Source organism: Algoriphagus winogradskyi, from assembly GCF_900182815.1.
Taxonomy (GTDB): domain Bacteria; phylum Bacteroidota; class Bacteroidia; order Cytophagales; family Cyclobacteriaceae; genus Algoriphagus; species Algoriphagus winogradskyi.
This window is the reverse complement of record NZ_FXUA01000001.1, coordinates 566,106-592,368: the sequence shown is the minus strand read 5'-3', so window position 1 is coordinate 592,368 and position 26,263 is coordinate 566,106. Positions and strand designations below refer to the sequence as shown.

At 39.8% G+C, this 26,263-nt stretch carries 24 protein-coding genes; 20 read left to right on the top strand and 4 right to left on the bottom strand.

The genetic code is table 11. The annotated features are described in order from the left end of the window. Entirely contained in the window at positions 1 to 531 is a 531-nt protein-coding gene (locus QOL76_RS02555; RefSeq protein ID WP_283411455.1) for a shikimate kinase, read from the top strand. Here QOL76_RS02555 and QOL76_RS02550 read toward each other — a convergent pair. Both QOL76_RS02550 and QOL76_RS02545 read right to left on the bottom strand, forming a co-directional pair. Then, the gene (locus tag QOL76_RS02550; RefSeq protein WP_283411454.1) at positions 521 to 2,026 is read right to left on the bottom strand and encodes an OmpP1/FadL family transporter; all 1,506 of its coding nucleotides are present in this window, start codon (positions 2,024 to 2,026) and stop codon (positions 521 to 523) included. The genes QOL76_RS02555 and QOL76_RS02550 overlap by 11 nt on opposite strands. A 179-nt stretch (positions 2,027 to 2,205) precedes the next feature. Continuing rightward, a complete protein-coding gene (locus tag QOL76_RS02545) occupies positions 2,206 to 3,543 on the bottom strand; it encodes a hypothetical protein (protein ID WP_283411453.1) in 1,338 nt (445 codons plus the stop codon). Positions 3,544 to 3,666: 123 nt separating this feature from the next. Here QOL76_RS02545 and proS point away from each other — a divergent pair, with 123 nt between their 5' ends. The 3 genes from proS (at position 3,667) to floA (ending at position 6,719) form a co-directional block, all read left to right on the top strand. After that, positions 3,667 to 5,148: a proline--tRNA ligase gene (gene proS, locus QOL76_RS02540; protein ID WP_283411452.1), complete on the top strand. Its 1,482-nt coding sequence runs from the start codon at positions 3,667 to 3,669 to the stop codon at positions 5,146 to 5,148. 95 nt (positions 5,149 to 5,243) lie between these two features. Next, a complete protein-coding gene (locus QOL76_RS02535; protein ID WP_283411451.1) occupies positions 5,244 to 5,702 on the top strand; it encodes an NfeD family protein in 459 nt (152 codons plus the stop codon). Positions 5,703 to 5,708: 6 nt separating this feature from the next. After that, positions 5,709 to 6,719, top strand: coding sequence for a flotillin-like protein FloA (gene floA, locus QOL76_RS02530; RefSeq protein WP_283411450.1), 1,011 nt, complete (start codon positions 5,709 to 5,711; stop codon positions 6,717 to 6,719). A 10-nt stretch (positions 6,720 to 6,729) separates the two neighbouring features. Here floA and QOL76_RS02525 read toward each other — a convergent pair whose 3' ends face one another. Then, a complete protein-coding gene (locus tag QOL76_RS02525) occupies positions 6,730 to 8,295 on the bottom strand; it encodes a WG repeat-containing protein (RefSeq protein WP_283411449.1) in 1,566 nt (521 codons plus the stop codon). A gap of 94 nt (positions 8,296 to 8,389) precedes the next feature. Continuing rightward, complete coding sequence (hemA, locus tag QOL76_RS02520; RefSeq protein ID WP_283411810.1) at positions 8,390 to 9,655, bottom strand: glutamyl-tRNA reductase; 1,266 nt, start codon at positions 9,653 to 9,655, stop codon at positions 8,390 to 8,392. Between the two features lie 196 nt (positions 9,656 to 9,851). Between hemA and QOL76_RS02515 the strand changes: the two genes are divergently transcribed. The 16 genes from QOL76_RS02515 (at position 9,852) to QOL76_RS02440 (ending at position 26,257) form a co-directional block, all read left to right on the top strand. Next, complete coding sequence (locus tag QOL76_RS02515) at positions 9,852 to 10,535, top strand: ComEA family DNA-binding protein (protein WP_283411448.1); 684 nt, start codon at positions 9,852 to 9,854, stop codon at positions 10,533 to 10,535. Between the two features lie 50 nt (positions 10,536 to 10,585). Beyond that, positions 10,586 to 11,059, top strand: coding sequence for a type I restriction enzyme HsdR N-terminal domain-containing protein (locus tag QOL76_RS02510; protein WP_283411447.1), 474 nt, complete (start codon positions 10,586 to 10,588; stop codon positions 11,057 to 11,059). Between the two features lie 65 nt (positions 11,060 to 11,124). Beyond that, positions 11,125 to 11,838 carry a Crp/Fnr family transcriptional regulator gene (locus tag QOL76_RS02505; protein WP_283411446.1) on the top strand — a complete coding sequence of 238 codons (714 nt, stop codon included), beginning with the start codon at positions 11,125 to 11,127 and terminating at the stop codon, positions 11,836 to 11,838. Positions 11,839 to 11,874: 36 nt separating this feature from the next. Then, the gene (locus QOL76_RS02500; protein ID WP_283411445.1) at positions 11,875 to 12,384 is read left to right on the top strand and encodes a rhodanese-like domain-containing protein; all 510 of its coding nucleotides are present in this window, start codon (positions 11,875 to 11,877) and stop codon (positions 12,382 to 12,384) included. A 90-nt stretch (positions 12,385 to 12,474) separates the two neighbouring features. Then, complete coding sequence (locus QOL76_RS02495) at positions 12,475 to 13,239, top strand: DUF547 domain-containing protein (protein ID WP_283411444.1); 765 nt, start codon at positions 12,475 to 12,477, stop codon at positions 13,237 to 13,239. Positions 13,240 to 13,290: 51 nt separating this feature from the next. Then, the gene (locus tag QOL76_RS02490; protein ID WP_283411443.1) at positions 13,291 to 14,646 is read left to right on the top strand and encodes an NAD(P)/FAD-dependent oxidoreductase; all 1,356 of its coding nucleotides are present in this window, start codon (positions 13,291 to 13,293) and stop codon (positions 14,644 to 14,646) included. Further along, entirely contained in the window at positions 14,643 to 16,187 is a 1,545-nt protein-coding gene (locus tag QOL76_RS02485; protein ID WP_283411442.1) for a 4Fe-4S binding protein, read from the top strand. Before QOL76_RS02490 ends, QOL76_RS02485 begins: the two co-directional genes overlap by 4 nt. After that, the gene (locus QOL76_RS02480) at positions 16,188 to 17,654 is read left to right on the top strand and encodes a cellulose synthase family protein (RefSeq protein ID WP_283411441.1); all 1,467 of its coding nucleotides are present in this window, start codon (positions 16,188 to 16,190) and stop codon (positions 17,652 to 17,654) included. 6 nt (positions 17,655 to 17,660) lie between these two features. Then, positions 17,661 to 18,353, top strand: coding sequence for a glycosyltransferase family 2 protein (locus QOL76_RS02475; protein WP_283411440.1), 693 nt, complete (start codon positions 17,661 to 17,663; stop codon positions 18,351 to 18,353). 81 nt (positions 18,354 to 18,434) lie between these two features. Continuing rightward, on the top strand, positions 18,435 to 19,313 hold the full coding sequence (locus tag QOL76_RS02470; protein WP_283411439.1) for a hypothetical protein: 879 nt from the start codon (positions 18,435 to 18,437) through the stop codon (positions 19,311 to 19,313). Further along, positions 19,310 to 20,644, top strand: coding sequence for an MptA/MptB family glycosyltransferase (locus QOL76_RS02465; RefSeq protein ID WP_283411438.1), 1,335 nt, complete (start codon positions 19,310 to 19,312; stop codon positions 20,642 to 20,644). The genes QOL76_RS02470 and QOL76_RS02465 overlap by 4 nt, the downstream gene beginning before the upstream one ends. A 155-nt stretch (positions 20,645 to 20,799) precedes the next feature. Further along, positions 20,800 to 21,369 carry a hypothetical protein gene (locus tag QOL76_RS02460; RefSeq protein ID WP_283411437.1) on the top strand — a complete coding sequence of 190 codons (570 nt, stop codon included), beginning with the start codon at positions 20,800 to 20,802 and terminating at the stop codon, positions 21,367 to 21,369. Positions 21,370 to 21,400: 31 nt separating this feature from the next. After that, positions 21,401 to 22,150 carry a DUF6503 family protein gene (locus tag QOL76_RS02455; RefSeq protein ID WP_283411436.1) on the top strand — a complete coding sequence of 250 codons (750 nt, stop codon included), beginning with the start codon at positions 21,401 to 21,403 and terminating at the stop codon, positions 22,148 to 22,150. A gap of 7 nt (positions 22,151 to 22,157) precedes the next feature. Further along, positions 22,158 to 23,375, top strand: coding sequence for a bifunctional alpha/beta hydrolase/OsmC family protein (locus QOL76_RS02450; RefSeq protein WP_283411435.1), 1,218 nt, complete (start codon positions 22,158 to 22,160; stop codon positions 23,373 to 23,375). Beyond that, positions 23,372 to 24,412, top strand: coding sequence for a glycoside hydrolase family 113 (locus QOL76_RS02445; protein ID WP_283411434.1), 1,041 nt, complete (start codon positions 23,372 to 23,374; stop codon positions 24,410 to 24,412). Before QOL76_RS02450 ends, QOL76_RS02445 begins: the two co-directional genes overlap by 4 nt. Before the next feature lie 138 nt (positions 24,413 to 24,550). Then, positions 24,551 to 26,257: a hypothetical protein gene (locus QOL76_RS02440; protein WP_283411433.1), complete on the top strand. Its 1,707-nt coding sequence runs from the start codon at positions 24,551 to 24,553 to the stop codon at positions 26,255 to 26,257. Positions 26,258 to 26,263: the final 6 nt, after the last annotated feature.

The following is a 26,263-nucleotide window of genomic DNA, read 5'->3' as shown; positions in this document are numbered from 1 at the left end:
ATGGGCAAAGATCTTAAAATAGTTTTAGTTGGACTTCCTGGATCGGGCAAAAGTACATTTGGAAAGCAACTTGCTTCTGTATTGAAATTCCCTTATTATGATTTGGATACATTGATTGAAGCAAGGTCACAAATGAGTATTCCTGACATCTTCTCTAGGTATGGAGAAGGAGAGTTTAGGAGACAGGAAACTGAAGTTTTAGGAAATTTTTTAAATAGAGAGGAATCCTATGTTCTAGCTTCCGGTGGTGGATGTCCTTGTTTTAATGATAACATGGATCTGATTAATGAGAAATCAGTATCTGTATACCTTGATGTACCCTTAGAAGAAATATCTAAAAGATTAGGCTTGGCCAAAGCTCAAAATAGGCCAATGTTCTCTGGTATGGATCAAAGTGAAATCACGTTGAAGCTGAAAAGTTTGCTAGTGGAAAGAGATTATTTCTATCGCCAATCAAAAATAAAGCTCAGCGGAGAAGATTTCTCCGCTGAGCTTTTGGTTTCAGAATTGATTCGATTGCTTAAAAGCTGAGGCCAAGCGTTAGAACTCCATTAATGAGATTATTTTTGATTTCTGTAATTGGCCCGATATTATTCCCTTGATTATCTAAGACCTGATAGCTCGAATAAAGAGTGTTGAATTTTTGATTCACTAAAGCAAAATCAAGATTCAATCTATTAATTTTCATTCCTATTCCTCCACTAATCTGTTGGGTACTTCTATCGTAATCTGACCCTAGAATAGGATCACCATAATATCCATACCCTCCTCTAAATCTGAAATTACTTGCTTTGAACTCTGCTCCAAATCTGAAGTTGATTGTGCTGGTGTAGAGGTTTTGGATTTCTAAATTATCAGGCCCCTCGTCAAAATCTCTTGAATTGAGTCTGGCTGCACTGTAATCAACCCAATCAACATCAGCTGAAATAAATCCATTTTTCCCCAAGAAAACTGTAGCTCCACCACCTATTTTAAATGGAGTATTCAAGTTATAGGAACTGACAATTATATCGGTAAAATCCTCTACACGTCCAAGAACAATGTCTTCTGGCTCATAATTGTAATTATCATAATTAGCGACCATACTTGCGCTGTATTCATCATTTAAGGCATACCAGGTAGGGGTCTGTAAAGTAAAACCTAGGTTTAGATAATCGATTGGCTTATAAATGACACCTAAATTAATATTTACGCCTCCACCATTGATGTAAAGATTTTCTTGAAGGTTGGTGTTAAGCAGAGGGCCTTCTGGAAATTCCTCATTATAGATCTTTCTGGAATTAAAATTTAATGTTCTTATCCCTACAGACCCGCCAATGAATAATTTATAGTTGAAATTGCCTCCATAAGCGAAGGTGATCTGACTGGAACTCCCTTCTTGAGTGATGTTTTCATCTTGAAAGGGAGCAATGAAACCATTAATTGGCTCATATTCTCCTACGATGGCATTTCCATTACTATCTAGCCTTGGATTAATTTGATAGGTGTTATAAGCCATACCTGTCACACCAAAATTGGCAACTTGATTTTCAGGAAATCCATTAGCATCCTGAAGATAGAAATCAATAATGGAGGTTTCGCCTGGCTGGTCAGAAAAAAAGCCATACTCGGTATTAAAATTGGCTATTCTTTGAATGCTTATTCCAAATGATCCACCTTTGAATGCTCCTCTGTCAAATTCACTTTTAGGTTTTGCTATAACAAAACTTAAATTCGGCAAGGAAAAATTTGTCGTATTATAATTTCTGTTTTGACCTAAGTGAGTTGTCTCTACTCCCCAATCTGCGTAGCCTACGGAGAGACTACCTTCAGAAGATCTGAAGAAGCCGAGGCCTGCAGGATTACCTGCAATGTTGGAAACATCACCACCAAGTGACCATTGAGTTCCGCCAACTCCCATTATTCTGGCTGTACCAGCGGGTTTAACTAGACTAAATCTGTAAGCATCTTCATAGTATCCACTTTGAGCTACAGCTAAAGAGGACGAAATAAGGCAAAAGGATAAAACCAGAATGGATATTCTCATTTAGATTTGATTTGGGTGTAAGAAATAAACGTAATAAGTAGATGAAAATGTTACTATATCTTTATTCTTTCTTCAAAATTACTCATTAACACAAAGATTTTTGAGTAAGCCAATAATTGGTTAGAAAAAAATAAGGCAGTGATTACACTGCCCTATGATTGGTAAATATTTATAGTTTTTTAATTTCCTCTACCACCTCGGCTTGAACTTCCGCCGCTTGTACTTCTGGTAGTAGCACCTCCAGTTGAGCCAGAACTTCTAGTTGGTGAACTCATAGTAGGCATACTGCTTCTTGATGGTGTTACAGTTCTAGTAGGCGTAACGGTTCTAGTATTTGTAGTACCTCTATTATAAGATGGAGACGAGGTTCTTGACGGAACATTACTTCTATTATAAGAAGGACTAGTAGATCTTGTAGAAGAATTTGGATATGTAGTTCTTACAGATGATCCACTTCTGCCCGTGTTGATCGAACGTGAATTGCTCGTTCCAATACTTGGTCTTGCTGATGGCATAGCACTTCTCGTTCTAGAGACGGGTCTATTCATTGCGGCAGAATTAACATTTCTAGTGCTTCCTTCACGTGCCGATGAATTATAGTAATCGTTTTGTGAGGAACTGAAATCCCGTGCAGAAACTCTTGAATTATCTGAATTAGAAATTACTCTTCTTGAAGAAGCATTATTATTTAAAACATCTCTTCTAGCTTGTGCTCTTGCTGTGCTTGGTTGTAAAGCAGCGTTGGAAACTCCAGCAATTCTGGAAGATGCAGCTAGAGATGAACCACGGGTGCCTCGAGATCCTCTTACTACACGTCTATCTCCGTATTCTCCGCCAGGAAGCACATAGATTGGGTTTCCTGGATACATTGGAATTCCATAGATAGGATATCCAAAACCACCCATTCCGTACATTGGCATTCCCCATGGACTCCATGGATCATAAAACCCACCATAACCAAATCCTGGTCTCATGTAAGGGTTACCAAATCCAAATCCGAAACCAATATTCATGCTAAAACCAGGTCTGAAACCAAAGCCCATATATGGATTATAGAAACCACCCATGCTCCATGGATTCATTCCATACATCATACCCATTCCCATGTTCAACCCCATATTAAAAGCTGTATTGGAATTGAAATTTGAGCCAGTATTATTTACTCGGTAATTATCGTAAGCATTAATATCTGCTTCTCCTGTTTCTTCACTTCCTTCGTCAAAATAGACTATATCATCATCTGAAGATAGATCTTCGGATTGATACCTGGCAATGTAATCAGGATTAACATTTCTCGAACTAAAGCTTTCCTGAGGAACTGCTTCCGTAGATGAGAGTGTCTGGAATTGCTCGCGATTATTGTTTTGCACCGCATACTCAGTTGCTATTTTAGCATCAGAGGCCATGAAATACAAATTATCACCACCATCACTTGTAGCTAGTTTATTAGTGCTACAGGAGACGAGTGAAAGCGATCCTAAGATTAATGATGTTGTAAGTATTACGGAATTCTTCATAGTAGAAGTTTAATTGTTACTTTCTTATACGGGCACCTGGGTGAAGGGTTATACTTTTTACTTTATATTTGCCCCGCATAAGTTAAGCAAATTTAACTATAATCTGTATCTCAACCAATCACAATGAGTAAAGGACTACCTAAGAGAAGCGAGGATTATTCGCTTTGGTATAATGAATTAGTAAAAAAAGCCGATTTGGCAGAGAATTCAGCAGTACGTGGATGCATGGTCATCAAACCCTACGGCTATTCTATTTGGGAGAAAATGCAGGCTGAACTCGATCGCATGTTCAAGGAGACAGGTCATTTAAACGCTTATTTTCCCCTTTTCATACCAAAATCATTTTTAAGCAAAGAAGCTAGTCATGTTGAAGGCTTTGCAAAAGAATGTGCAGTAGTCACTCACTATAGACTAAAAAATGCTGAAGATGGTAGCGGTGTAATTGTTGATCCAGAAGCAAAACTGGACGAGGAATTAATTGTTCGTCCTACCTCAGAGACTGTTATTTGGAGTACATATAAGAATTGGGTTCAGTCTTACCGAGACCTTCCATTATTAGTAAATCAATGGGCGAATGTTGTTCGTTGGGAAATGAGAACTAGACTATTCTTAAGGACTACTGAGTTCCTTTGGCAAGAAGGTCATACCGCGCACGCAACTAAAAAGGAAGCTGAAGCAGAAACTTTGCAAATGATGAATGTCTACGCTCAGTTCGCCGAAGACTTTATGGCTTTGCCAGTAGTAAGAGGAAGAAAAACAGAAACTGAACGTTTTGCAGGTGCAGATGATACTTTATGTATTGAAGCATTGATGCAGGATGGCAAAGCGCTTCAGGCAGGTACGTCACATTTCTTAGGACAGAATTTCGCCAAAGCATTTGATGTCAAATTCGCTTCTAAAGAAGGTGGTCTGGAATATGTATGGGGTACTTCTTGGGGTGTCAGTACACGATTGATGGGAGCATTGATCATGGCTCACTCAGATGATAATGGATTAGTATTGCCTCCGAAATTGGCTCCAATACAAGTCGTAATTATACCGATCTACAGAAAAGAGGAAGAGTTTGATGCGATAACTGAAAAGGCAAATGAAATCATGGCAGAGCTTCGCAAAGCTGGGGTTTCTGTCAAATATGACAATCGTGATACCCATAAGCCAGGGTTCAAATTTGCAGAGCATGAATTGAAAGGTGTTCCGCTTAGAATTGCCATCGGCCCTAGAGATTTGGAAAATGGTACCATTGAAATTGCCAGAAGAGATACGTTGACAAAGGAGCAATTTGAATTGGTATCTCAGCCAATCTCAGGGAAAATTTCTAGCATGCTTGAGGAAATTCAGGCTACGATTTATTCTAAGGCTTTAAATTTCAGATCTGAAATGACTACTGAAGTTAATTCTTGGGATGAGTTTAAATCTGTATTAGAGGAGAAAACAGGATTCTTATCTGCTCATTGGGATGGTACTGCTGAGACAGAAGAGAAAATCAAGGATCTCACTAAAGCCACGATTAGATGTATTCCTTTGGACAGGAAAGAGGAGGAGGGAGTTTGTGTCTATTCAGGCAAGCCTTCTAAAGGAAGAGTCCTCTTTGCAAAAGCATATTGATTTAAGAGCCCGGAATTATCCGGGCTTTTTTTGTTTTATTTAGTTAAGGGTATCAAGGAAACTTGTATTTTAGGAAATTAAATTTTCCTGCGCCCATGACAATTTTCATACTTTCCAGCCTCTTGATTATTGGATTAGTACTATTCATGATTGAAGTTTTTCTTCTTCCTGGGACAACCGTAATAGGAGTTGTTGGACTAGTTGTCAGTTTGGTTGGAATTTATTATGCATATCTTTCCTTTGACTTTAATACTGCAATGTGGATTGTAGGGATTACAGTTATATTTAATGTGGTAGTGATATGGTATGGATTTACCTCAGGGATTTGGAGTAAATTTTCTCTAAAGTCAAAATTGGAAGGAGGAGCATTTGACGGAAGAACAGATGCTCTACAAATTGGAATGCCAGGAAAAGCAATTTCAGATTTAAAACCTATTGGAAAAGCTACGTTTGATGAAAAAATCTATGAGGTTAAAAGTGAAGATGGGTTCATTGAGGTAGGAAAAATAATAAGTATAATAAAAATTGAAAACAATAAAATCATAGTAAAATAGCCTTTTATGGATCCATCAAGTTCAATGTTTATTTTAATTGCTGCTGTGGCAGCAATCGTTGTCTTATTTGTCTTTTTGTATTTTGTTCCAGTTGGACTTTGGATAACTGCAATCTTTTCCAATGTAAAAGTAGGATTACTTGAGCTTGTTGGAATGAGATTTAGAAAAGTCCCTCCAGGTGTCGTAGTAAATTCTCTCATTACTGCGACAAAGGCTGGATTGCAACTGACTACTGGAGAACTCGAGACTCATTATTTGGCAGGTGGTAATATTCCTAACGTGATACGGGCTTTGATCTCAGCAGATAAAGCAAATATCAATTTGACCTTCAAGCAGGCGACTGCGATTGATCTGGCCGGTAGAGATGTTTTTGAAGCTGTTCAGATCTCGGTAAACCCAAAGGTGATCAATACTCCTAATGTAGCCGCAGTGGCTGCTGATGGGATTCAATTGATCGCAAAAGCCAGAGTAACTGTGCGTGCAAATATTGCTCAGTTGGTAGGTGGAGCCGGTGAAGAAACGATTCTTGCCAGAGTAGGAGAGGGTATTGTAACTTCTATCGGTTCGGCTGCTACACACAAGAGTGTCCTGGAAAATCCCGACAAAATATCCAAGCTCGTTCTTCAGAGAGGATTGGACGCAGGAACAGCTTTCGAGATTCTTTCGATTGATATCGCTGATATCGATGTAGGAACAAACATTGGTGCGAAATTACAAATCGATCAGGCATCAGCTGATTTGAAAGTAGCTGAGGCAAGAGCAGAAGAGAGACGTGCTATGGCGGTAGCTCTAGAGCAGGAGATGAAAGCTAGAAATGTGGAAATGAGAGCGAAAGTGGTAGAAGCTGAAGCTGAAGTTCCAAAAGCTTTAGCAGAAGCTTTCCGAAGTGGGAGACTTGGTGTGATGGACTATTATAAAATGGAAAACATCCAGTCGGATACTTCTATGAGGGAATCCATAGCCAACTCGGACTCTGAATCGAAAGATTCTACCAAAGGCAAAAACGAGAAAAAATAAAAAAAGGGGCTTAGGCCCCTTTTTTGTTTTTCTTACTAGTTTCCTCAACGGTTTGAATCACCGTGGGAACAAATTTATTTTTTGTGAGAATCTGACCATTCGCAAAATCAATCAATATCTCTTCGTAGGCCAAAGGCAGAATGACTTCGCCAGCTTCATCAATGATACCCGAAAGTCCATCTTTTTGAGCTACAATGAAATTCTTTCGCTCTCTTCGTAGTGCTTCAAATTCTGCAGGAATAACTACAGTTCCTTCACTATCAAGAAGACCCGTTTTTCCAGACTTTTCTACCATAAAATACCCATCACTAGTACGGTAAATATCATCGAATCCTTCAGTATTTACCGGTGATCCAAAAGTGTTAAGAAGGAAATATTTGCTGTTTGCTTTTGCTATCGCAAATCCCTTCTGAAAAGGCTTGATCTCTTCCCAAACAGCGTCGGATATCAGCTCGCCGGTAGAATTGATCAGTCCCCAGTTTAAGCTTGATTTATATGCCGCAATATTCTCTGAGAATAATGTCGTTTCCACATACTGAGGTTTGATGACCCATGTGCCTTTGGAATTAACGAAACCATACGCACCTTTAGATTTTGCAGGGAAAAGCCCTTCGCTGCCCCGTTTAATTTCTTCTACATCAAGCATAGGTTGTACCAACCATCCTTTTTTACCTAGCAATCCTAATTTATCGTCACGAAAATAAACTGCATACAAGTCTTTACCAGTTTTTTCCACTTTAGTCATACCTACATCATCCAGCAAAATCCCGTCGTCTTCCATCACACGACGAAGTTTGCCGTGAATGTATTCCAGCATGATATCATTTTCGAAAGTGATCTTATGAAATGAATTGTATCGAATGTTTGATTTGATGTCATTTCCTTCGATTAGTAAATACTGATCTTGGTTAAATCCATAAAAGAAATTACCGTGAGTGTGCTCTAATGTTTGAATGATAGGCTCCAAAACGTAGTTACCTTCTCTATTGATCAATCCAAAACCACTAGATTCTTTAGCCAAGACAAACTCGCCTTCATTATCTGAGAGTAAATCGAAAACCTTATCAGGATTGGAAGATAAGGGCATAGAATATTCACTTCCCTTTCGCACAATGATCAAACCTGTATTGGTGATTTTGGCTTCATCTAATTCCCCGAGATAGGTGGTTTTGTTTTTTCCTCGCTCAAACAACCAATACTCATTCCCTTTATTTGCCAAAAGCATATTGAAGTAGGTTTGGATTTTTTCGTATTCCAATGGCAAAACCTGCTGCCCATATTCATGAAATGCTCCGATTCCTTTTGGTCCTTTGACAAGAATCCATGGCTCCAGATATTGATACACTTCAGTTCCTACTAAGGAAACGGCCGGCCTCAAGTCAGTAGAGAGCAAAGAAAGTTCATTCCCTTTTTTACCAATTTTCACTGTTTCACTCAGCAGATCAATGTTATCATAAATCAGGCGTGACTGTAGCTGAATATTGGTGTTATATACCTCCCAGGATTGAGAATGAGCAACTTTAGATATAGAAAAAGTAAGAAAGAGGCTTACGATTAACGTAAAATTTTTATGCATTTGTATGTGGTTTTTTCGGAATGGTCCTAAAGGTAAAATGACCAAAGGTTTGATTCAATCCTTTGGTCATTTTTATTAGATAAGTTAGCGATAACTACTCTGTTTTTACTCTTTCTAGATCAAACAGATCGGATATGATTTGGATCATTTCCTCTGCTTGATCACGCTGGCATGCGGCCCGAAGTTGTACCACTGGTACTTTGAGGACTTTTTGCATCATGCTTTTGGTGATTTTGTCAATCACGGCATATTCTTTTTTATCCGCATTTTTCATAAATCTCGCCATTTCCTCCTGACGGATTTGTTCCAAAGATTGCTTAAGCTTATTGATAGTAGGAGAAGCGATCATTTCCTTTTTCCAATCGAAAAACTCTTTGATGCTTTCTTCTATTATTTCTTCTACCCTTGGAACTGAAGCCAATCTTTTTTCCAGTGTCTCAGATGCCTTACTTCTGATGTTATCTACATTATATAGTATTACGCCTGGTACGTCTTCAACGGATGTTTCTATACTTCTCGGCACAGAGAGATCCACTAGTAATTTGTAGCTATTGATCTGAAATTTCTTCACCAATTCCTTAGTGATAAATGGCTCAGAACGCTGAATAGACGATACGATCACGTCAGCTTCTTCCATTGCGTCCAAACAATTCTCAAAAGGCACTACTTCGAAGCCCATTTCTGCAGCAATTGGCTCTGCTTTGGATAAGGTTCTATTCGTGATTTTGACTTTTGCGGATGGGAGATGAACCATGTTTTTAGCCACATCCTCACCGATTTCGCCGACACCGATTAATAGAATTCTTGGTTCGAAGGTGTTCGAAGTTAAGCTTTCAATCAATTCAATGGCTGCATAAGACAAAGATGCTGCTCCATCTCGGAATGCTGTTTCCTGCACTATGCGCTTATTGGTGAAAAAGACCGTGTGCATCAAACGATGAAGAAATGGTCCTGTCATATCCAGATCCGCAGATGCCTGATAGGCTCTTTTGATCTGATTTGATATTTGAATATCACCTACGACTTGAGCTTCCAGACCCATGGAAACACGAAACAAATGTCGAATTGCAGCGCGATCATCATTTATGACCTCAAAATACTCCAGGTAATTAACGATATCAACCAGTCCTTTTTCAAGCCCAATTAGCTTGATAAGCTCCGTACTGATATCTTGATCATGACTGTAGTATACTTCCGTTCTGTTACAAGTGGAAAGTATTAATGTGTCATTTAAGTTAAAAAAGTCTTTGATTTTCAGCAAGATACCGTGTACGGCCTTTTCGTCTAGAGAAATGATTTCTCTGATTTGAACAGGTGCATTTTTGTGGGATAAACTGAGGGCTCTAAAATTGACTTGCATCATACTTAAGCTTGGGCTACAAATTTAACAGACATACGCACGGGAAGTGCCCATTTTGTGGAAGGATCTGTTAATTTGGAATCTATCTAAATAAGCTAGTTCTCTTTTTTCAAATTTATTGGAGCTATTGAAAACTTAATCTAAAACTAGTAACTTATATTTAGTTGAATAGTTCCATCATTTTTTTTCAAGTACTATGAACGCTAGATTTTTTTATTGGCTTAAAATTTACCTGGGGTTTTCGAGAAAGGAATCACGAGGATTTGTGATGCTTATTCCAGTTTTGTTACTCTTGGTTTTATCTACTAGGATTCTAAAAGAACTTAGAAATGGCGCTGCTGAGGATTTCCATCTTCAGTATTTGGCAACATTGGATAGTCTAGAAGCTTCGGGAGTAGTCCTCGTGAGTTCTCCATACCCAGTTTTCAATCCTGAGGACACAATTATCAAAAAGTCAAATGAGAAGCAGCTCGATAACCTAAAGCGTATCCCGTTTTCAGAAGCTGACTCGGTATTATTACAGATAGTACCAGGTATTGGGCAAAGCACAGCAAGCAGAATTGTTAAGTTTCGGGAGAGTTTGGGTGGTCTTCACAGCAAAAATCAACTCACTGAAGTTTATGGCTTGAAACCAGAAACAATCGATGCCATCTGGGAGTATTTTGATTTTTCACCTGCTATTTTTAAAAAAGTAAAAATCAATCAAGTTGAAGTCGATGAGCTTGGCAAGCATCCTTATTTCAGTTATTCAGAATCTAAGGTTTTGATAGCTTTTCGTAAGCAGCATGGAAATTTTCATTCTTCGGATGATTTGAAACGAATCAAGATTTTTAAAGAGGAATGGATAGATAAAATTTCCCCTTATTTAGATTTTGACTAGGTCAATAAATCTACTTTTCCCAACTGAGCGATTTTCGCCATCTTTGACACATGGATTCTAATCTGGATCAAATACAGTTACCTAAACTTAATCTCCCTCATTTCGAGCCTCACCTTCAAGAGAAAGGTGGAAGAATGTGGGTCTTTGATGCGCTTCGCAAAAAGCAATTAGTGCTCACGCCTGAAGAATGGGTTCGTCAGCACTGGATTAATTTTCTGATCACTCAGCTGAAATTCCCAAAAGGGCTCTTAGCGTTGGAAAAGGCCTTAGTCTATAACAAACTTTTGAAACGTACAGATCTGGTGGTTTGGGATACCAATGGCAAACCCTATTTGCTGATCGAATGCAAGGCGCCTAAGGTTAAACTATCGCAAAAAACAATAGAGCAAGCATGCATGTACCATAAGGAATTAAAGACTCCTTTTTTGGTCATTAGCAATGGACTCCAGCATATTTGCCTGAGCTTTAATACCTCTACAGAGAAGTTTACTCAAGAGAAAACTTTCCCTGAACCTCCAGTTTAAATGCTTTGTTGTAAATTTACCTGCGAGAAGTATCCTCGCAGTATCTGAAATCATATTATTTGAGTATGTCCAAGAATTCTTCCATTCACCCCTGTGATCTTTGTGCCAGCCGGAAATTCTCCATGTTTTCCGACCTTACAGAAGAGCAAGCCTGCAATATCTCGGACAATAAAAATATGATTTCACATCGCAAAGGCCAGATGCTTTATTACGAAGGAGCAAAACCTTTGGGCGTGTATTGTGTGAATTCCGGTGTGGTAAAAGTTTATAAAACTGCATCTAATGGCAAGGAGCAGATTATTCATCTAACTAATAAAGGCGGACTTCTAGGTTATTCGGCTTTACTTGGGGAGGAAAATTACAGTAACTCAGCTATGGTGATTGAGGATGCCAAAATCTGTTTTATACCCAAAGAGTCTTTCCTCAAAACCGTCATTAGCAACGGACCATTTTTCACCAAACTCACCAAAGCGCTCAGCCATGAAATCGGAGTGATGGAAGAAAAGCTCGTAGATGCTTCGCAAAAGAGTATTCGTGAGCGTTTGGCATATCTACTTTTGCAACTTGCCAGCACCTATGGACTGGATGGATCAGAACCACAGCAGATTAATTTGGTGCTGAGTCGTGAGGAATTGGCAAGTTTAATTGGTACTGCTACAGAATCAGTTATTAGACTATTATCTGAATTCAAAAAAGATAAGCTTATCGAACTCAAAGGCAAGAAGATCATCATTTTGGATAAAAATGGATTAGTAAAGCTTTCTGATTTTTATGGCTGAAATGAACAGCCACAAGGTTTTTGGAGTTGATGCAGTATGAAAGTACTTATCACTCCCTTCTTTCTTGCCCTGATTTTAGTTGTAAGTATGTGGGCTATTTCACCCAAGGCTCATGCGCAATCCATAGCATATAAAGTTTTACTTTCTACACTTTACGATCCCGGTTTTCCAGTTTTAAAACCGGATCAGATAGAAGATTTAAATAAGTATCAAGTCCTCGATACCCGTGAAAAAGAAGAATTTGCTGTCAGTCATCTTGAGGGTGCAAACTGGGTGGGTTACGAAACTTTTTCAATGAAGAAATTGGCTTCGTTAGATAAAAATAAGCCCGTTTTAGTCTATTGCACTGTGGGAGCCCGATCTCAAGAAATAGGTAAGAAACTGAAAGAAGCGGGGTTTAGCGAAGTATACAATTTATATGGAGGACTGATAGAATGGGCAAACGAAGAAAGACCAATTTTCCACGAAGGATTTCCCACAAATCAAGTGCATACCTATTCCAAATCCTGGGGTATTTGGTTGAATAAGGGAGAAAAGGTTTATTAATTGCCATTTTTGGTCTTGTCCGCGACCTATTTCTATTTCCCTACATCTTTACTTGGGCTCTGATCGTAAATCAGTTCAAAACAATATCAAATGAAAAATCTAAAATCACATATAATCGTCCTGCTGAGTATTATACTTTTTAGCTGTCAAAGTTCAGTCCCAGGAATAGCTGGAACCACTCCACCAAGTCATAAAGCTTGGAATGAATTGCTTAAGGCGAACGTGAGCGCGGATGGAAAGGTGAACTACAAGGGATTTATCAAAGAAAAAGCGAAACTTGAATCCTATGTGAAAAGTCTGAGTGAAAATGCTCCAGATCGTAAAAATTGGTCAAAAGAAGAGCAATTGGCCTATTGGATCAATGCATATAATGCCTTCACCGTGAAATTAATTGTGGATAATTATCCAGTGGAAAGCATCAAGGATCTTGGGCCAAAATTGAAGATCCCGATGATCAAAGATGTGTGGCATTACAAGTTTTTCTCAATAGGAGGCCAAGAATCCAGTTTGGATGAAATTGAGCATTCTATTTTGAGAAAAGAATTTGAAGAACCTAGAATCCACTTTGCGATTAATTGCGCTTCTGTTTCCTGTCCACCATTGCTGAATGAAGCGTTCGAAGCCCAAACAATCGATTCCCAATTGGATAAAGTAGCCAAAGGGTTTATCAACGACTCCACCAAAAATAAAATCACCCCAAATGCTATTCAGATTTCTTCAATTTTCTCCTGGTTCAAAGGTGATTTCACCAAGAATGGGAGCCTAATTGACTTTTTAAATAAGTATAGTAAAGTCAAAATTAAGCTAGATGCAAAAGTGTCTCATTTGGATTATGATTGGAATCTGAACGAATAGAACCAAGTTTTTGGTAAATTTCAAATTGAGTCTTATTTCAACCCCCAACCAATGAGTTCAAATCGCCATGTGGTCATCATAGGCAATGGAATAGCAGGAATTACCTGTGCTCGCCAGCTACGGAAGCTTGATGAATCTTTAAGGATTACCGTGATTTCAGGTGAATCGAAGTACTTTTTCTCCAGAACAGCCTTGATGTATGTGTTCATGGGCCACATGAAATTTGAGCACACTCAGCCTTACGAGAATTGGTTTTGGGAGAAAAACAGAATCGAATTGAAAGAGGCCTGGGTCAAGTCAATTGATTTTACTGCTAAGACTCTTCTTTTCAAATCAGGAGAAAATTTGAGTTACGATGAGCTTGTAATTGCCACAGGTTCTAAGCCTAATAAGTTTGGCTGGCCTGGTGAGGATCTGCAAGGAGTGCAAGGTTTGTATTCCAAGCAGGATTTAGAGCTGATGGAGAAAAACACCCAATCCGGTGTGGAACGTGCGGTGATCGTAGGAGGAGGCTTGATCGGTATTGAAATGGCCGAAATGCTTGCTTACAAGAAGATCCCGGTGACCTTTCTAGTAAGAGAAGCTGGTTTTTGGAATAATATCTTGCCAAAAGAAGAGTCAGAATTGGTAAGTCGCCACATGCGAGAGCATCATATCGATCTTAGACTAAAGGAGGAATTAGACGAGATTATCTCCGATCCAAATGCCCGGGTAAAAGCAATCAGAACGAAATCAGGAGAAGAAATCCAATGCCAGTTTGTTGGATTGACTGCCGGTGTGACTCCAAATATAGATTTTCTAAGAAACACTGAATTGGAAGTCAATCGGGGAGTAAAAGTAGATTTCGGCTTTCAGACCAATATTCCAAATGTGTATTCCATCGGGGATTGCGCCGAGTTTCATGAGGCACCGGCTGCAGACCGTAAGCAGGTGGAACAAGTTTGGTATACGGGCAGAATGCATGGAGAAACATTGGGCTACATTTTGGCAGGTAAAGAAGTTACTTACCAGCCTGGGATTTGGTTTAACTCAGCCAAATTTCTGGATATTGAATACCAGACCTACGGCACAGTCCCTGCGCAATGGGATTCCGAAAATGTGAAATCTTTTTATTGGGAGCACGCAGGAGGCAAAGTGGCTTTCCGAATGCTCATGGATAAGCAGAATAAAATTATTGGTGTAAATAATTTCGGTTTTAGACTTAGACATGAGTTTTTTGATCAAGCTATTAAAGAAAAGTGGGATGGAGCTAAGGTGATTTCCCAACTTGATAAAGCCAATTTCGATCCTGAGTTTTTCGCGCCTTATTATATTGAAATTCAAAAGGCTTTTAAAGACCAATTCGGAGGAAATGTCAAAGTTTCCAAAAAATCATTTATCCAAAAACTATTCGGAGCAAGCGTATGAAGATGATTCAAATTGTTGGTATAGGATTGTTTTTGATTGGATTAGCTGTATTCACAGTTATGCCCTTTTTAGGAGATTATACTCTCACCGAAGAACAAGTTCTGGCCAATACAAAGGATATCCATCAGGAGAAAATGGCTGAGATTCTTACGCCAATGTATGGTGATACTTATTCATCCAACTTCTCATTTCTTTCTGCCTACAATGAAAATTTCAATGAGTATAACGAAGCTCTAAAAGCAGAATCAAAGTGGGATGAGGTGATCTGGGATGATTACAGTTTTCCGCTAGCGCAAAGTTCTTTGAGTAGCTCTGTGAGGGATAATCCATGGCTTTTCTTCGGTTTATCAATCGGACTTGCGGTTTTAGGTGGCTTGATGTACAATCTTCCGAAGTATCAAGATGAACCTGCAGGAGTCAAAAATAACGGGATTTTCCATTCCTCAATGAAAAACCGTGGATGGATGGGAATGATAACTGGAGCGTATTTGATTCTTTTCTACATCATTTTGTATTGGTTTCCAGCCTATATCGTGAATCAAGTCTGGATGGTAACTCCGCTGAGTATGATTCTAAGTGGTAATCCTGCTAGTCAGTGGTTCCTCTACGGTACGATTTACACACTTGCAATCATCGTGATGGGAGTGCGGATGTTTAGAAAGTATAGAGGCAATAAGTACCAGCAACTTCGCACGGCATCGGTGATGTTTTTCCAGACAGCTTTTGCTTTTTTGATCCCGGAAATTCTCGTTTTACTCAATCAGCCCTATTTTGATTTCAAAAACATCTGGCCACTTGATTACGATTTCTTCTACGATTATCAGATCGATACCTTTTTGAGTTCGGGTGGAGTAGGGTTGTTTATGTTGATTTGGGGGATTTTGCTCATCGTAATTGGAGTGCCGACTTTCACGTATTTCTTTGGCAAAAGATGGTATTGCTCCTGGGTTTGCGGCTGTGGAGGATTAGCTGAAACGCTTGGAGATCCCTATCGCCAACTTTCTGACAAATCCTTGAAGGCTTGGAAATATGAGCGGGTTATTATTCACAGTGTATTGGTTTTGGCGGTGCTGATGACAGCTTTGACCATAGCTAATTACTTTTCTGGTTTTGCGCTTTTGGGGAATGTCACGAACCAATTACATTCGTTCTATGGTTTTGCGATTGGTTCGGTATTCGCGGGCGTGGTCGGAACTGGTTTTTATCCATTCATGGGCAACCGTGTTTGGTGTAGATTTGGATGTCCTTTGGCTGCTTATTTAGGCTTAGTTCAGCGCTTCAAATCCAGGTTTAGAATCACTACCAATGGAGGTCAGTGTATCTCTTGCGGCAATTGCTCTACGCATTGCGAAATGGGAATTGATGTGCGCTGGTATGCACAGCGTGGACAGGAAATCGTCAGATCTAGCTGTGTAGGATGTGGAGTTTGTTCATCAGTTTGCCCGCGTGGGGTGCTGAAATTGGAAAATGGCTCAACCGAAAATCGAATCAATGAAATGCCAATAATTATTGGAAATGATTCCATCAAGATAAATGCGTAAATGATCTTCTTATATATTTTGATTGGGATTTATGCCCTGGGAATGCTGTTTATTTTCCTTTACAGCCTTGCTCAAGGGCATTTGCTTTTGAGCTTTCTTCGCTCAAAAAAATACCTGGGAAAAGTGGCTCATCCGGTTCCGGAAACTTGGCCGAAAGTCACCATTCAACTTCCTGTTTTCAATGAGCTGTATGTGGTGGATCGCCTGATCTCGGCAGTCGCTAAAATGAATTATCCATCAGATTTGCTAGAAATCCAAGTGTTGGATGATAGTACTGATCAGACTGCTGAGCTTATTCAGAGGAAAATTCAGGAGTTTCCAGACATCAATTTCAAATACATTCATCGGACAGATCGGACTGGATTTAAAGCCGGAGCTTTGAAGGAGGGTTTGGCAAAAGCAAGCGGAGAATTCATTGCGATTTTTGACGCGGATTTTGTTCCTGATCCTGAATTTCTGATCAAAACGATCCCTTATTTCTCTTCAGAAAAAGTCGGAATGGTGCAGACGCGATGGACACATTTAAATAAAAATTATTCTCTATTGACCCGCTTGCAGGCCTTTGCTTTAGACGCACATTTTCTGATCGAGCAAATCGGTAGAAATAGTCAACATGCCTTTATCAATTTCAATGGGACTGGCGGCATTTGGCGCAAGTCCTGCATTATAGATGCGGGAGACTGGCAAGACGATACGCTTACAGAGGATTTGGATTTGAGTTATCGCGCGCAGCGCAAAGGATGGGAATTTGTCTACAGACCAGAAATTGAATCTCCGGCTGAGCTCCCTCCGATTATGTCGGCAGTCAAGTCTCAGCAGTTTCGCTGGACAAAAGGAGGTGCCGAGTGTGCTGGAAAGCACGCAAAAGCAGTTTTGGGGGAAGATTTGCCTTTCGGGATCAAGATACATGCGATGGCTCATTTGTTCAATAGCAGCCTTTTTATCGCAATCTTTTTGGTGAGTTTAAGTAGTATTGGTGTGTGGTGGGCTGGAATGCAGGGAATGATTTCCGCCAATCTATTTAGACTTGCTGGTATATTCATGATAGGTTTTGTAATCATTGCTGGAGTCTATTTGGTTGCGTATTTCTACGAAAAGAGAAGTTTCTTAAGAAGTCTCATTCAAGCGATCTATATGTTGCCTCTATTCCTTTCAGTTTCTATGGGATTGGCTTTGCATAATGCACAGGCAGTTTGGGAAGGCCTTTCAGGTAAAAAATCACCTTTTATCCGTACTCCGAAATTCAATCTCGAAAGCGGATCTGGCTTAGAAAGCAATCACTACCTCAAGTTCAAAATCCCTGCAACTACCTGGATGGAAGGAATTTTGATGCTGGTTTTTTCAGGCATGGTTGGCCTTCATATTTATTGGAGCACGTTCGAGATGTTACCTTTTCACCTCATGCTCGCGGTAGGGTATGGCCTAGTTTTCTTTTCCTCATTCAAAGCCTACAGTTTAGGTAAATAATAGCTGATGCATAATCCTCCAATTATTGATGTAATCATCCCCGCATACAATGAGGAAAAGTCCATTCCGAAGGTGATTGGAGACGTCCCAGCTATTGTGAGGAATATAGTAGTTGCGAATAATAACTCAACAGATTCTACTGGAAAAGTAGCTGAAGTTGCTGGTGCAAAGGTGGTTTTCGAGCCTCAGAAAGGCTATGGAAAAGCTTGTTTGACAGCAATGGATTGGATCAAAAAACAGGATATTCAACCAGATATTATCGTCTTTTTAGACGGAGATTATAGCGATTATCCTGAAGAGTTATTGGATTTGATTCAGCCGATTTTGGATGACAAAGCTGAGATGGTCATAGGATCAAGGGCAATGGGAGAGCGGGAATCTGGCTCGATGACTTTTCCGCAGGTATTTGGAAATTGGCTGGCAACTACGATGATGAAATACATGCAAGGCGCCAAATTCTCTGATTTGGGACCATTTCGGGCGATTGTTTGGTCAAAGTTAATGGACTTAAATATGATTGATCAGAACTTCGGTTGGACTATAGCGATGCAGATCAAAGCGCATAAAGCTGGACTTCGCTACACAGAAGTGCCAGTGAATTACCGTAAGCGGATAGGTGTATCGAAAGTGAGTGGAACGGTGAAAGGAGTGATTGGAGCTGGGTATAAGATTATTTATACGATTTTTAGATATTGGTAAGGCTTTAGAAACAAGTATCAAGACATAAGTATCAAGACTTGGTTATTAAGGCTTCAATTTGATTTTAGTAATTTTATGAATATGAAAAATTTATTCAACCTCGGTCTAATCCTGTTGATATTCTTCTCCTGCAATTCCACAGGCAGAAAAGCCATCGACGAGAAGCAATTCGCTTCGTATTGGTATCAGGATAGAGCTGAGATCAATGTGTTTGACCTAAAGCAAATGCGCTATGGCGAAGTGCGAGAAGGAAAGGCTGTGATGATCTTTGTGACGGAGGACTTTTCGAAGCGCAAGCAGGTCAAATTGGACGATCCCGCAGCTGCTGGTAAGGATGCGATGAAAGTCATGAAACTGAATATGACCCGGGATTTTGTAACGGGAGTATATCCTTACCATACCATGTTGTCAGTATTTACACCTGTCTATAATGATCTGAATTCTCCGAAAATCACAGCTTCAATGACTGAATGGTGTGGACAGTCATTTGCTCAGCTCAACTGGAAAAACAATAAGTACCAAGCCAATCTGTTCTCCTATTTCGAGTCCGAAGGGGATCAAGAGTTATCCATCAGTGCGATGGCTGAGGATGAGATTTTCAACTTGATCCGATTAAATCCTGACCTCGTTCCTACAGGTCACAAGAAATTAATTCCTAGTTTGATTTTTAACCGCTTCTCACACCTTCCTCTTGATGCTGAAAGCGCCGTGATCTCTAAGAGAAAGATTGGCTCCAATCAGGCTGAGATTGAAGTGATCTATGAAGAAATTGGAAGAAAATTGCTGATTAAATACGTCGATGCCTTTCCATACGAAATCATGTCTTGGCAAGAAACCCAAACCAAATCAGACGGCACAGAAGAAGTGACTACAGCGGTGCGAAAAAGTGTGCAAATGATGGACTACTGGCGTAAAAATGGTCTTCAGGATGAGTCGCTTCGCAAAAGCTTAGGGCTTTGACCAAATCGCCTAAGCGGCTTTTGATTCCTCTGATCTGCCTTTTGTTGGCAGTAGGATTCTTCTACTTGGCCTATTATATTCCAAGAGAAAATTTCTGGTTGACATTCTCGACTTACAGCTTCCTTTTCGGAGGAATGCTTGTTCTTTATTTTTTGAGCACACAGTTGAAGTGGCAATGGGTTTTTGTAGGAGGATTACTCATTCGCCTTTCTTTACTACTTGCTATTCCCAAGTGGTCGGATGATTATCCAAGATTTCTATGGGATGGGGAGATGGTGAAGATGAGTGAAAATCCCTATCTGAAAACTCCTAAAGATTGGCTTCAAAATAATCCAGATAGCTCAAATCTGTATTTGGAGAAGCTTTTTGAGCTGATGAATTCGCCGGAGTATTTCTCTGTTTATCCGCCTTTGAATCAAGCGATATTCTATGTCGCTGCTTGGGGTGCAAATCTTGACACAAAGGGCGGGATTCTGCTATTGCGAGTTTTACTGATTCTAGGAGAAATAGGTGTTTTCTTTCTTTTACTAAAGCTGTTTGATCATTTTCAGCGTTCCTCAAATAAGCTTATTCTGTATTGGTTGAATCCACTGGTCATCATGGAAATTACCGGGAATCTTCATTTTGAAGGTTTGGTACTACTACTTTTACTGGCGTCGGTTTATGCGCTGAGTAAAAATATAATAGCACTTACAGGAGGATTTTGGGGGCTTTCGATTGGGATGAAGTTGCTGCCTTTGATGCTGATTCCTACATTCTTCTCTTTTGAGAAAACCAGAAAATCTATTGCTTTTTGGATAGGATCTACCATTGCTATCATTGCGAGTTTTGGTTGGCTTTTGATTGATAATTCCTGGGTTCATTTTCTCCAAAGCTTGAAGCTTTACCAGGGTAAATTTGAATTCAATGCCTCGATCTACTACCTGCTACGGGAAGTTGGCTATTGGATGAAAGGGTATAATGTCATCGGGGAACTGACACCGATTCTAAGTGGGGTTACCTTAGTTGGAATTCTATACTTTTCCTGGAAGAAGAGACCTCAAAACCTTTTTCAGCTTATAGACCTTTGGGTGTTGATCTATTTGTTTTATCTGGTTTTGCAACCCGTTGTTCATCCTTGGTATCTGATTCCAGCTTTTGGCTTGAGTTTGTTTACTGATAAAAAAGCCTTCCTAATTTGGACTTTCGCAGTGATATTTTCGTACCAAGCCTATAGCGATCCAAACTACCTAGAAAACCCAATTTTCCTTTTCTTAGAATACTCATTGCTAGCTCTAGCTATATACTGGGACTATTTTAGATCATCTACCAAATCTCTATTAGCCAAATGAACTTTAAATCTCTATTCTCTTTTCTCTTACCTCTCTTCATTTTTTCTTGCACGCCCAGCCCAGAAAAGCAGGCGCAGAAACTCCTTGAAAAGTCAATCGAAGCCCATCAACTTTCAAAGAATTGGGAGAATATTTCAAGCATTAAGTTTAAAAAAATGACTCGCTTGCTGGATGAATCTGGAATTGTTGAAAGCGAATCTGAGCAGTGGGTAGAATTTCGTCTGAAACCCTATTTAGAAGCAAAGTTGACCTGGACAAAGGACAGTATTCTTCATGTCGTTAATTTCAACGGAAGTAGAACGAGCTATCAAATGGGTGAAAATACCATTGAGAATGAGGGGTTTCTGAAAGCGAAAAGAGCTGAAATAGATGCGGCTTACTTTGCTTTTGCGCAGCCATGGACGCTCCTAGATGAGAATACTAACCTCAGCTATGAAGGCCGGAAGACGTTGAAAGGCGGCAATTCCGTAGAGTCAATTCGCATATCTCTTATGTCAGGATTAGATGAAAACTGGATTTACATAGATCCAATCTCTGAAAAAGTTGTTGCGTTAGAACTGCATAGTAACGGTAAAAAGAGGCTAATAGAAATTGTTACCTATGATGAGGCAACAGGCTTGCTATTGGCAAAGCAACAAAAAAACTATACGATTGATGAAGACGGAAAAACTCAGTTAGTACAAGCGGAGTATTTATTTTCAGACTATCAGTTAACTTTTGAATAATTAAGTCGTGGCTTATACAAACTTTAGAAATATGAAATTGCAATACCTCTTTTTATTCCTGTGTGGTTTGACTCTTTTCTCCGCATGTGACTCCAAAACCGAAGCTGAGAAAATCGTCGACAAGGCGATTGAAGCGCATGGGGGAGAGTCTTATAGGAATTCAAAAGTGGAATTTGACTTTCGGGACATTCATTACACTATCCTGAAAACCCCGGATCGATTTGAATACATCAGAGAATTTGCTGATTCTACGGGAAATGTAGTCGATCTCCTGAATAACGATGGTTTTGTTAGAACTGTGAATGGTATCAAAATAGATACGCTTTCTGAGGAATGGATTGGTAAATATTCCCGCTCCGTTAACTCGGTAGCTTATTTCGCTTTTCTCCCATATGGGCTCAACGATCCTTCGGTATTCAAGGAATCTTTAGGAGAAACAGCGCTCAACGGTGAGAAATATAACTTGATCAAAGTGACTTTTGCTGAAGAAGGTGGGGGAGAGGACTTTGATGATGAGTTTTTGTATTGGATAGGTACAGAGGACTCTCTTATAGATTATATGGCCTACAGCTATCACACAGATGGTGGAGGAGTAAGAATGCGTGAGGTGAGCGCTGTCCAGGAAGTTGGTGGAATTCGCTTTCAAAACTACCTGAATCTCAAGCCTGCTGATGAATCGGTATCTGTAGAAAAGATGCAGGAGCTTTATGAAGCTGGAAAATTAGAGCTACTTTCAGAGATAAACCTGGAAAATATCAACGTGCAACCCTTGGATAAATAATCTGAAAATGAACCCAAAACGACTGAAATTTAAAAACAGAAATGGTTTTGAGCTTGCGGCACATTTATATCTGCCAGCGGATCAGAAACCTCATTTTTTTGCACTTTTTGCACATTGCTTCACCTGTTCGAAGAATTTCTCAGCTGTGACGCGTGTTTGTGCGGCACTTTCCCAAAATGGGATAGCGACCCTAAGCTTCGATTTCACAGGATTGGGTATGAGTCAGGGAGAATTTGAAGAATCAAGTTTCAGCGGAAATGTGAGTGATCTGATTGATGCAACCAATTTTTTGGCTGAGGAATACAAATCTCCGAAGATGTTGATTGGTCATTCACTTGGTGGGGCTGCAGTATTGTATGCGGCTGCTGAGATGCCAGAAGTCAAAGCTGTGGTCACCATCGGCGCGCCGGCATATCCTGGGCATGTTCAAAATCTTTTTTCCGAGAGTGTTGCTGAAATCGAGAAAAACGGAAAGGCAAAAGTGAATATAGGTGGTAGGCCGTTTACGATATCGAAGAGTTTTTTGGATGATTTGGAACAAAAGCCTTTAGATACCTTTCTGAAAAAGCTTCGGAAATCCCTGTTGGTGATGCACTCTCCGCAGGATGAAATAGTAGAGGTATCCAATGCCGCTGAAATCTATAATGCGGCTTTACACCCGAAGAGTTTTATTTCTTTGGATGGCGCTGACCATTTGATTTCCAATCCAAAGGATTCCGAATATATCGCCGAGGTGATTGGAAGCTGGAGTCAGCGATATGTGATAGTTGAAGAAGAAAAAGAACCGAATGATACGCGAGGAAATCAGGTTTTCGTACGTCTTTCCGGTGAGAAATATACGACTGAGGTGATGACGCCAAACCATCATTTGATTGCTGATGAGCCAACAGATGTAGGTGGGGCAGATTTGGGGCCAAATCCATATGACCTTCTCATGGCATCGTTGGGAAGTTGTACCGCTATGACATTGAAAATGTATGCTGAGCGAAAAAAGTGGCCTTTGGAACAAGTTTCTGTTTTTCTCAACCATGAGAAAGTACACTTGGCGGATAGTGAAAATCCTGAGGAATCTTCCGCTAAAGTCAGTCAGTTTACCCGAATAATAGAAATCGAAGGAGAATTGGATTCAGTGCAAAGGCAGCGACTTTTGGAGATTTCCAACAAATGTCCTGTTCATAAAACCCTGCAGGAAGAAATCGTAATCCAAACCATGCTGGCAAAATGAACCTTTCGACCCAAAGAACATATCTTTTTAGTTCAGTAGGAGTCGTTCTGCTGTTAGGGTTGAGTTGGTGGTTTTTACCTGAAAATACTAGTGTAATAGCGCTTGAAAAATGGAAAGGGGTATGCTGGGTAGGAAGTAGGTCGCCACTCCAAGGCCCAGAATTAGAAGCATTGAAGACGACTGGTGCAGATGCGCTTTCGCAAACTCCATTCGGATGGCAAACTGAAAAGAATAAGCCTGAAATCCGCTGGGATACACACAATAAGAATAAATGGTGGGGTGAATCATCTCAAGGAATCAAAGCGACTTTTGATTCTTCAGCTCGTCATGGTATTATGAATATGCTCAAGCCCCATCTTTGGGTAAGGGGAAGCTGGCCTGGAGAAATAGCCATGCAAAATGAGGCGGATTGGGAGGAATGGTTTGCAAACTACACAGGTTTCATTCTTGATTATGCGGTGATGGCAGAGGAACACCAAATCCCTATGCTGTGCGTTGGGACAGAATTGGAAATGACTTCGGAGCGGGAAGCAGACTGGAGAAAAGTAATTGCTGAAATTCGCAAAGTCTATTCTGGTAAGCTTATTTATGCTGCCAATTTCACTGAATTTGAGCAGGTCAAATTTTGGGATGCGCTGGATTACATAGGGATTCAGGCCTATTTTCCACTTTCCACCAAAGCAGATCCTGATTTATCAGACCTAAAATCAGGTTGGAAAAAGAGTATTGGAAGGATTGATAAAGTGGTTCGGAAATACCAAAAAACTGTTATGTTCACGGAGATTGGCTATTGCAATACTGTGGATGCAGCAAAAGAGCCTTGGGTTTGGCCAAATGAACGCAGGGAAACCGAACTCTCAGAGGAAATGCAGGCGCTTTGCTATGAAGCATTTTTTGAAACCGCATGGAAAGAATCCTGGATGGCTGGGGTGTTTTTTTGGAAGTGGTATCCTGAAGGGAAACATCGCGAGCCTGACTTTAGCCCTCAGGGCAAAATGGCTGAGCAGGTGATGCAAAAGTATTTTTTAGAGAATTGAAGTCTAATGGATGTAATCCATAAAATAAGCCTGCCAAAAGCAAAATTTTATCTATATTAAACTCAGCATTAAAGAATAAATGTTGGTTTAGTTGTGAGGAGAGCTCTTTAAGGTTATACGGTACTAATTATTTAACCTATGAAAACGATTCGAATTTTTATTGCCTCTTCGTCAGAATTGAAAGAGGACCGGGAAGAGTTTAGAACTTTTATTTCCCGAGAAAATGATCGTTTACACACCAAAGGAATTTACCTAAAGTTAGAGCAATGGGAGTTTTTCAAAGATTCCATTTCGAGTACTCGGCTACAAGATGAATACAATGAAGCTATTCGCCAGAGTGATTTAGTTTTATGTCTTTTCTATACCAAGGTTGGAAAATACACTGCCGAAGAATTTTACACTGCATACGAAATTTTCAAAGCACAAGGTAAACCTAGGATTTGGACCTATTTTAAAAATGCTTCCATTAATGTGGGCGCTATCACAGACGAAATTAATACCCTTTTAGATTTCAAAAAGAAATTAGGAGAGCTGGGCCATTTTCACACTGAATACACATCAATCGACAATCTCGTTAATAAATACAGAAGTCAGCTGGACATGATTTTGCAGGAATACGAATCTGGCTCACCTGCCAAGGAAGTTGAAAATGCTAGTCATTCCTCCTCTAAAAAGGAGGCGGGAGAGGAAGAGAATAGATTTAATGAGGTTCTGACTAAAAGTCTACTAGAAGCTATTAGTACTCATAATCGGAAAGCTGGTGATTTTTTATCCGCAAATGCGGACTGGGCAGCAAATGCGGATTTGGTAAAAACAGCTAAGAGAATTATTATAAGCGGATATGTTGGGGTGATAGGCAGCCAAATCCGAAAGTTAATGTCTATTGGCGCAGAGGATTATTCTGATAGCAAAATGATGAGGTATTTGGAGAACTGCCAGATTACGGCTAAGCGAGGCTTACAACTTATTTGCTATGCTCTGATTTCGAGCTTATGGGATCATCAGTTAGCCGGTAAAATTGAGTTTTCTACATCCCAGAAGAATGCCCTAGTCAAGTTTTTCAGAAATGCTGCTGAAGAAGATATCCTTGCATTTGTAGAACTGCTAAGTCATTTGCTGGAAATATATACTGACAATAAATTGGATTTTCTCATTTCCGAATCACTAGACTTGCTTCCTGGCCTTCAGGAAGGCGGAGATATATGGAACGCTTGCCAAAAACTAAATGAGTCATCGCAGCTTTTAAAAAATGCCTCTTACACCCTTGAAGATTGTAGGGAAACAGAAGAAAATCTGGCGGTGGTATTGGAGAGGCTAAGTTTCTTGTCAGAATACAGAATGATCTCTATTAATGAGATAGATTTTAATCAGCAGAGAAATGATCAGGAAGGGTTATATCTGCACAATTATACCTTGCTGATAGGAGAGAGTCTGGCAAATAATGAGAGTCAAAGTAATGTGCGAAGAGAGTCATCTCCGGTGATTTCTCATGCCGTGATTATTTTTAAGGATAATTATCGGAATAATATAAATCTCGATCCTTTTATCATTGATTTGAATGGATTGAAGTTAGAAGGTGGTTCAAAAATCTGCTTTTATTCTCATGCAAATACGTATGATGATCTAAGTCTCAACTATAGTTTTATCGAGGATAATAGCAAGGAAGTCATCAGTAAGTCAGATAATCCAAGACCTAGCGACTCTAGTTTGAATGTGCTTAATTCCTGGCTTTCCAAAAAGGGAAATAGGATAGATATGAACCTTGATAAGGTTTACAGTTTGTTTTTCGAAGCTAAAAAAGCCTTGACAGGTGTAGAAGAAGAATTTGCTGAAGACTCATTTTAATTTTTT

Bases quoted from the DNA above. Each gene is read 5' to 3' on its own strand.
- QOL76_RS02555 (WP_283411455.1), top strand. From the start codon at position 1: ATGGGCAAAGATCTTAAAATAGTTTTAGTTGGACTTCCTGGATCGGGC.
- QOL76_RS02550 (WP_283411454.1), bottom strand. From the start codon at position 2,026: ATGAGAATATCCATTCTGGTTTTATCCTTTTGCCTTATTTCGTCCTCT.
- QOL76_RS02545 (WP_283411453.1), bottom strand. From the start codon at position 3,543: ATGAAGAATTCCGTAATACTTACAACATCATTAATCTTAGGATCGCTT.
- proS (WP_283411452.1), top strand. From the start codon at position 3,667: ATGAGTAAAGGACTACCTAAGAGAAGCGAGGATTATTCGCTTTGGTAT.
- QOL76_RS02535 (WP_283411451.1), top strand. From the start codon at position 5,244: ATGACAATTTTCATACTTTCCAGCCTCTTGATTATTGGATTAGTACTA.
- floA (WP_283411450.1), top strand. From the start codon at position 5,709: ATGGATCCATCAAGTTCAATGTTTATTTTAATTGCTGCTGTGGCAGCA.
- QOL76_RS02525 (WP_283411449.1), bottom strand. From the start codon at position 8,295: ATGCATAAAAATTTTACGTTAATCGTAAGCCTCTTTCTTACTTTTTCT.
- hemA (WP_283411810.1), bottom strand. From the start codon at position 9,655: ATGCAAGTCAATTTTAGAGCCCTCAGTTTATCCCACAAAAATGCACCT.
- QOL76_RS02515 (WP_283411448.1), top strand. From the start codon at position 9,852: ATGAACGCTAGATTTTTTTATTGGCTTAAAATTTACCTGGGGTTTTCG.
- QOL76_RS02510 (WP_283411447.1), top strand. From the start codon at position 10,586: ATGGATTCTAATCTGGATCAAATACAGTTACCTAAACTTAATCTCCCT.
- QOL76_RS02505 (WP_283411446.1), top strand. From the start codon at position 11,125: ATGTCCAAGAATTCTTCCATTCACCCCTGTGATCTTTGTGCCAGCCGG.
- QOL76_RS02500 (WP_283411445.1), top strand. From the start codon at position 11,875: ATGAAAGTACTTATCACTCCCTTCTTTCTTGCCCTGATTTTAGTTGTA.
- QOL76_RS02495 (WP_283411444.1), top strand. From the start codon at position 12,475: ATGAAAAATCTAAAATCACATATAATCGTCCTGCTGAGTATTATACTT.
- QOL76_RS02490 (WP_283411443.1), top strand. From the start codon at position 13,291: ATGAGTTCAAATCGCCATGTGGTCATCATAGGCAATGGAATAGCAGGA.
- QOL76_RS02485 (WP_283411442.1), top strand. From the start codon at position 14,643: ATGAAGATGATTCAAATTGTTGGTATAGGATTGTTTTTGATTGGATTA.
- QOL76_RS02480 (WP_283411441.1), top strand. From the start codon at position 16,188: ATGATCTTCTTATATATTTTGATTGGGATTTATGCCCTGGGAATGCTG.
- QOL76_RS02475 (WP_283411440.1), top strand. From the start codon at position 17,661: ATGCATAATCCTCCAATTATTGATGTAATCATCCCCGCATACAATGAG.
- QOL76_RS02470 (WP_283411439.1), top strand. From the start codon at position 18,435: ATGAAAAATTTATTCAACCTCGGTCTAATCCTGTTGATATTCTTCTCC.
- QOL76_RS02460 (WP_283411437.1), top strand. From the start codon at position 20,800: ATGACTCGCTTGCTGGATGAATCTGGAATTGTTGAAAGCGAATCTGAG.
- QOL76_RS02455 (WP_283411436.1), top strand. From the start codon at position 21,401: ATGAAATTGCAATACCTCTTTTTATTCCTGTGTGGTTTGACTCTTTTC.
- QOL76_RS02450 (WP_283411435.1), top strand. From the start codon at position 22,158: ATGAACCCAAAACGACTGAAATTTAAAAACAGAAATGGTTTTGAGCTT.
- QOL76_RS02445 (WP_283411434.1), top strand. From the start codon at position 23,372: ATGAACCTTTCGACCCAAAGAACATATCTTTTTAGTTCAGTAGGAGTC.
- QOL76_RS02440 (WP_283411433.1), top strand. From the start codon at position 24,551: ATGAAAACGATTCGAATTTTTATTGCCTCTTCGTCAGAATTGAAAGAG.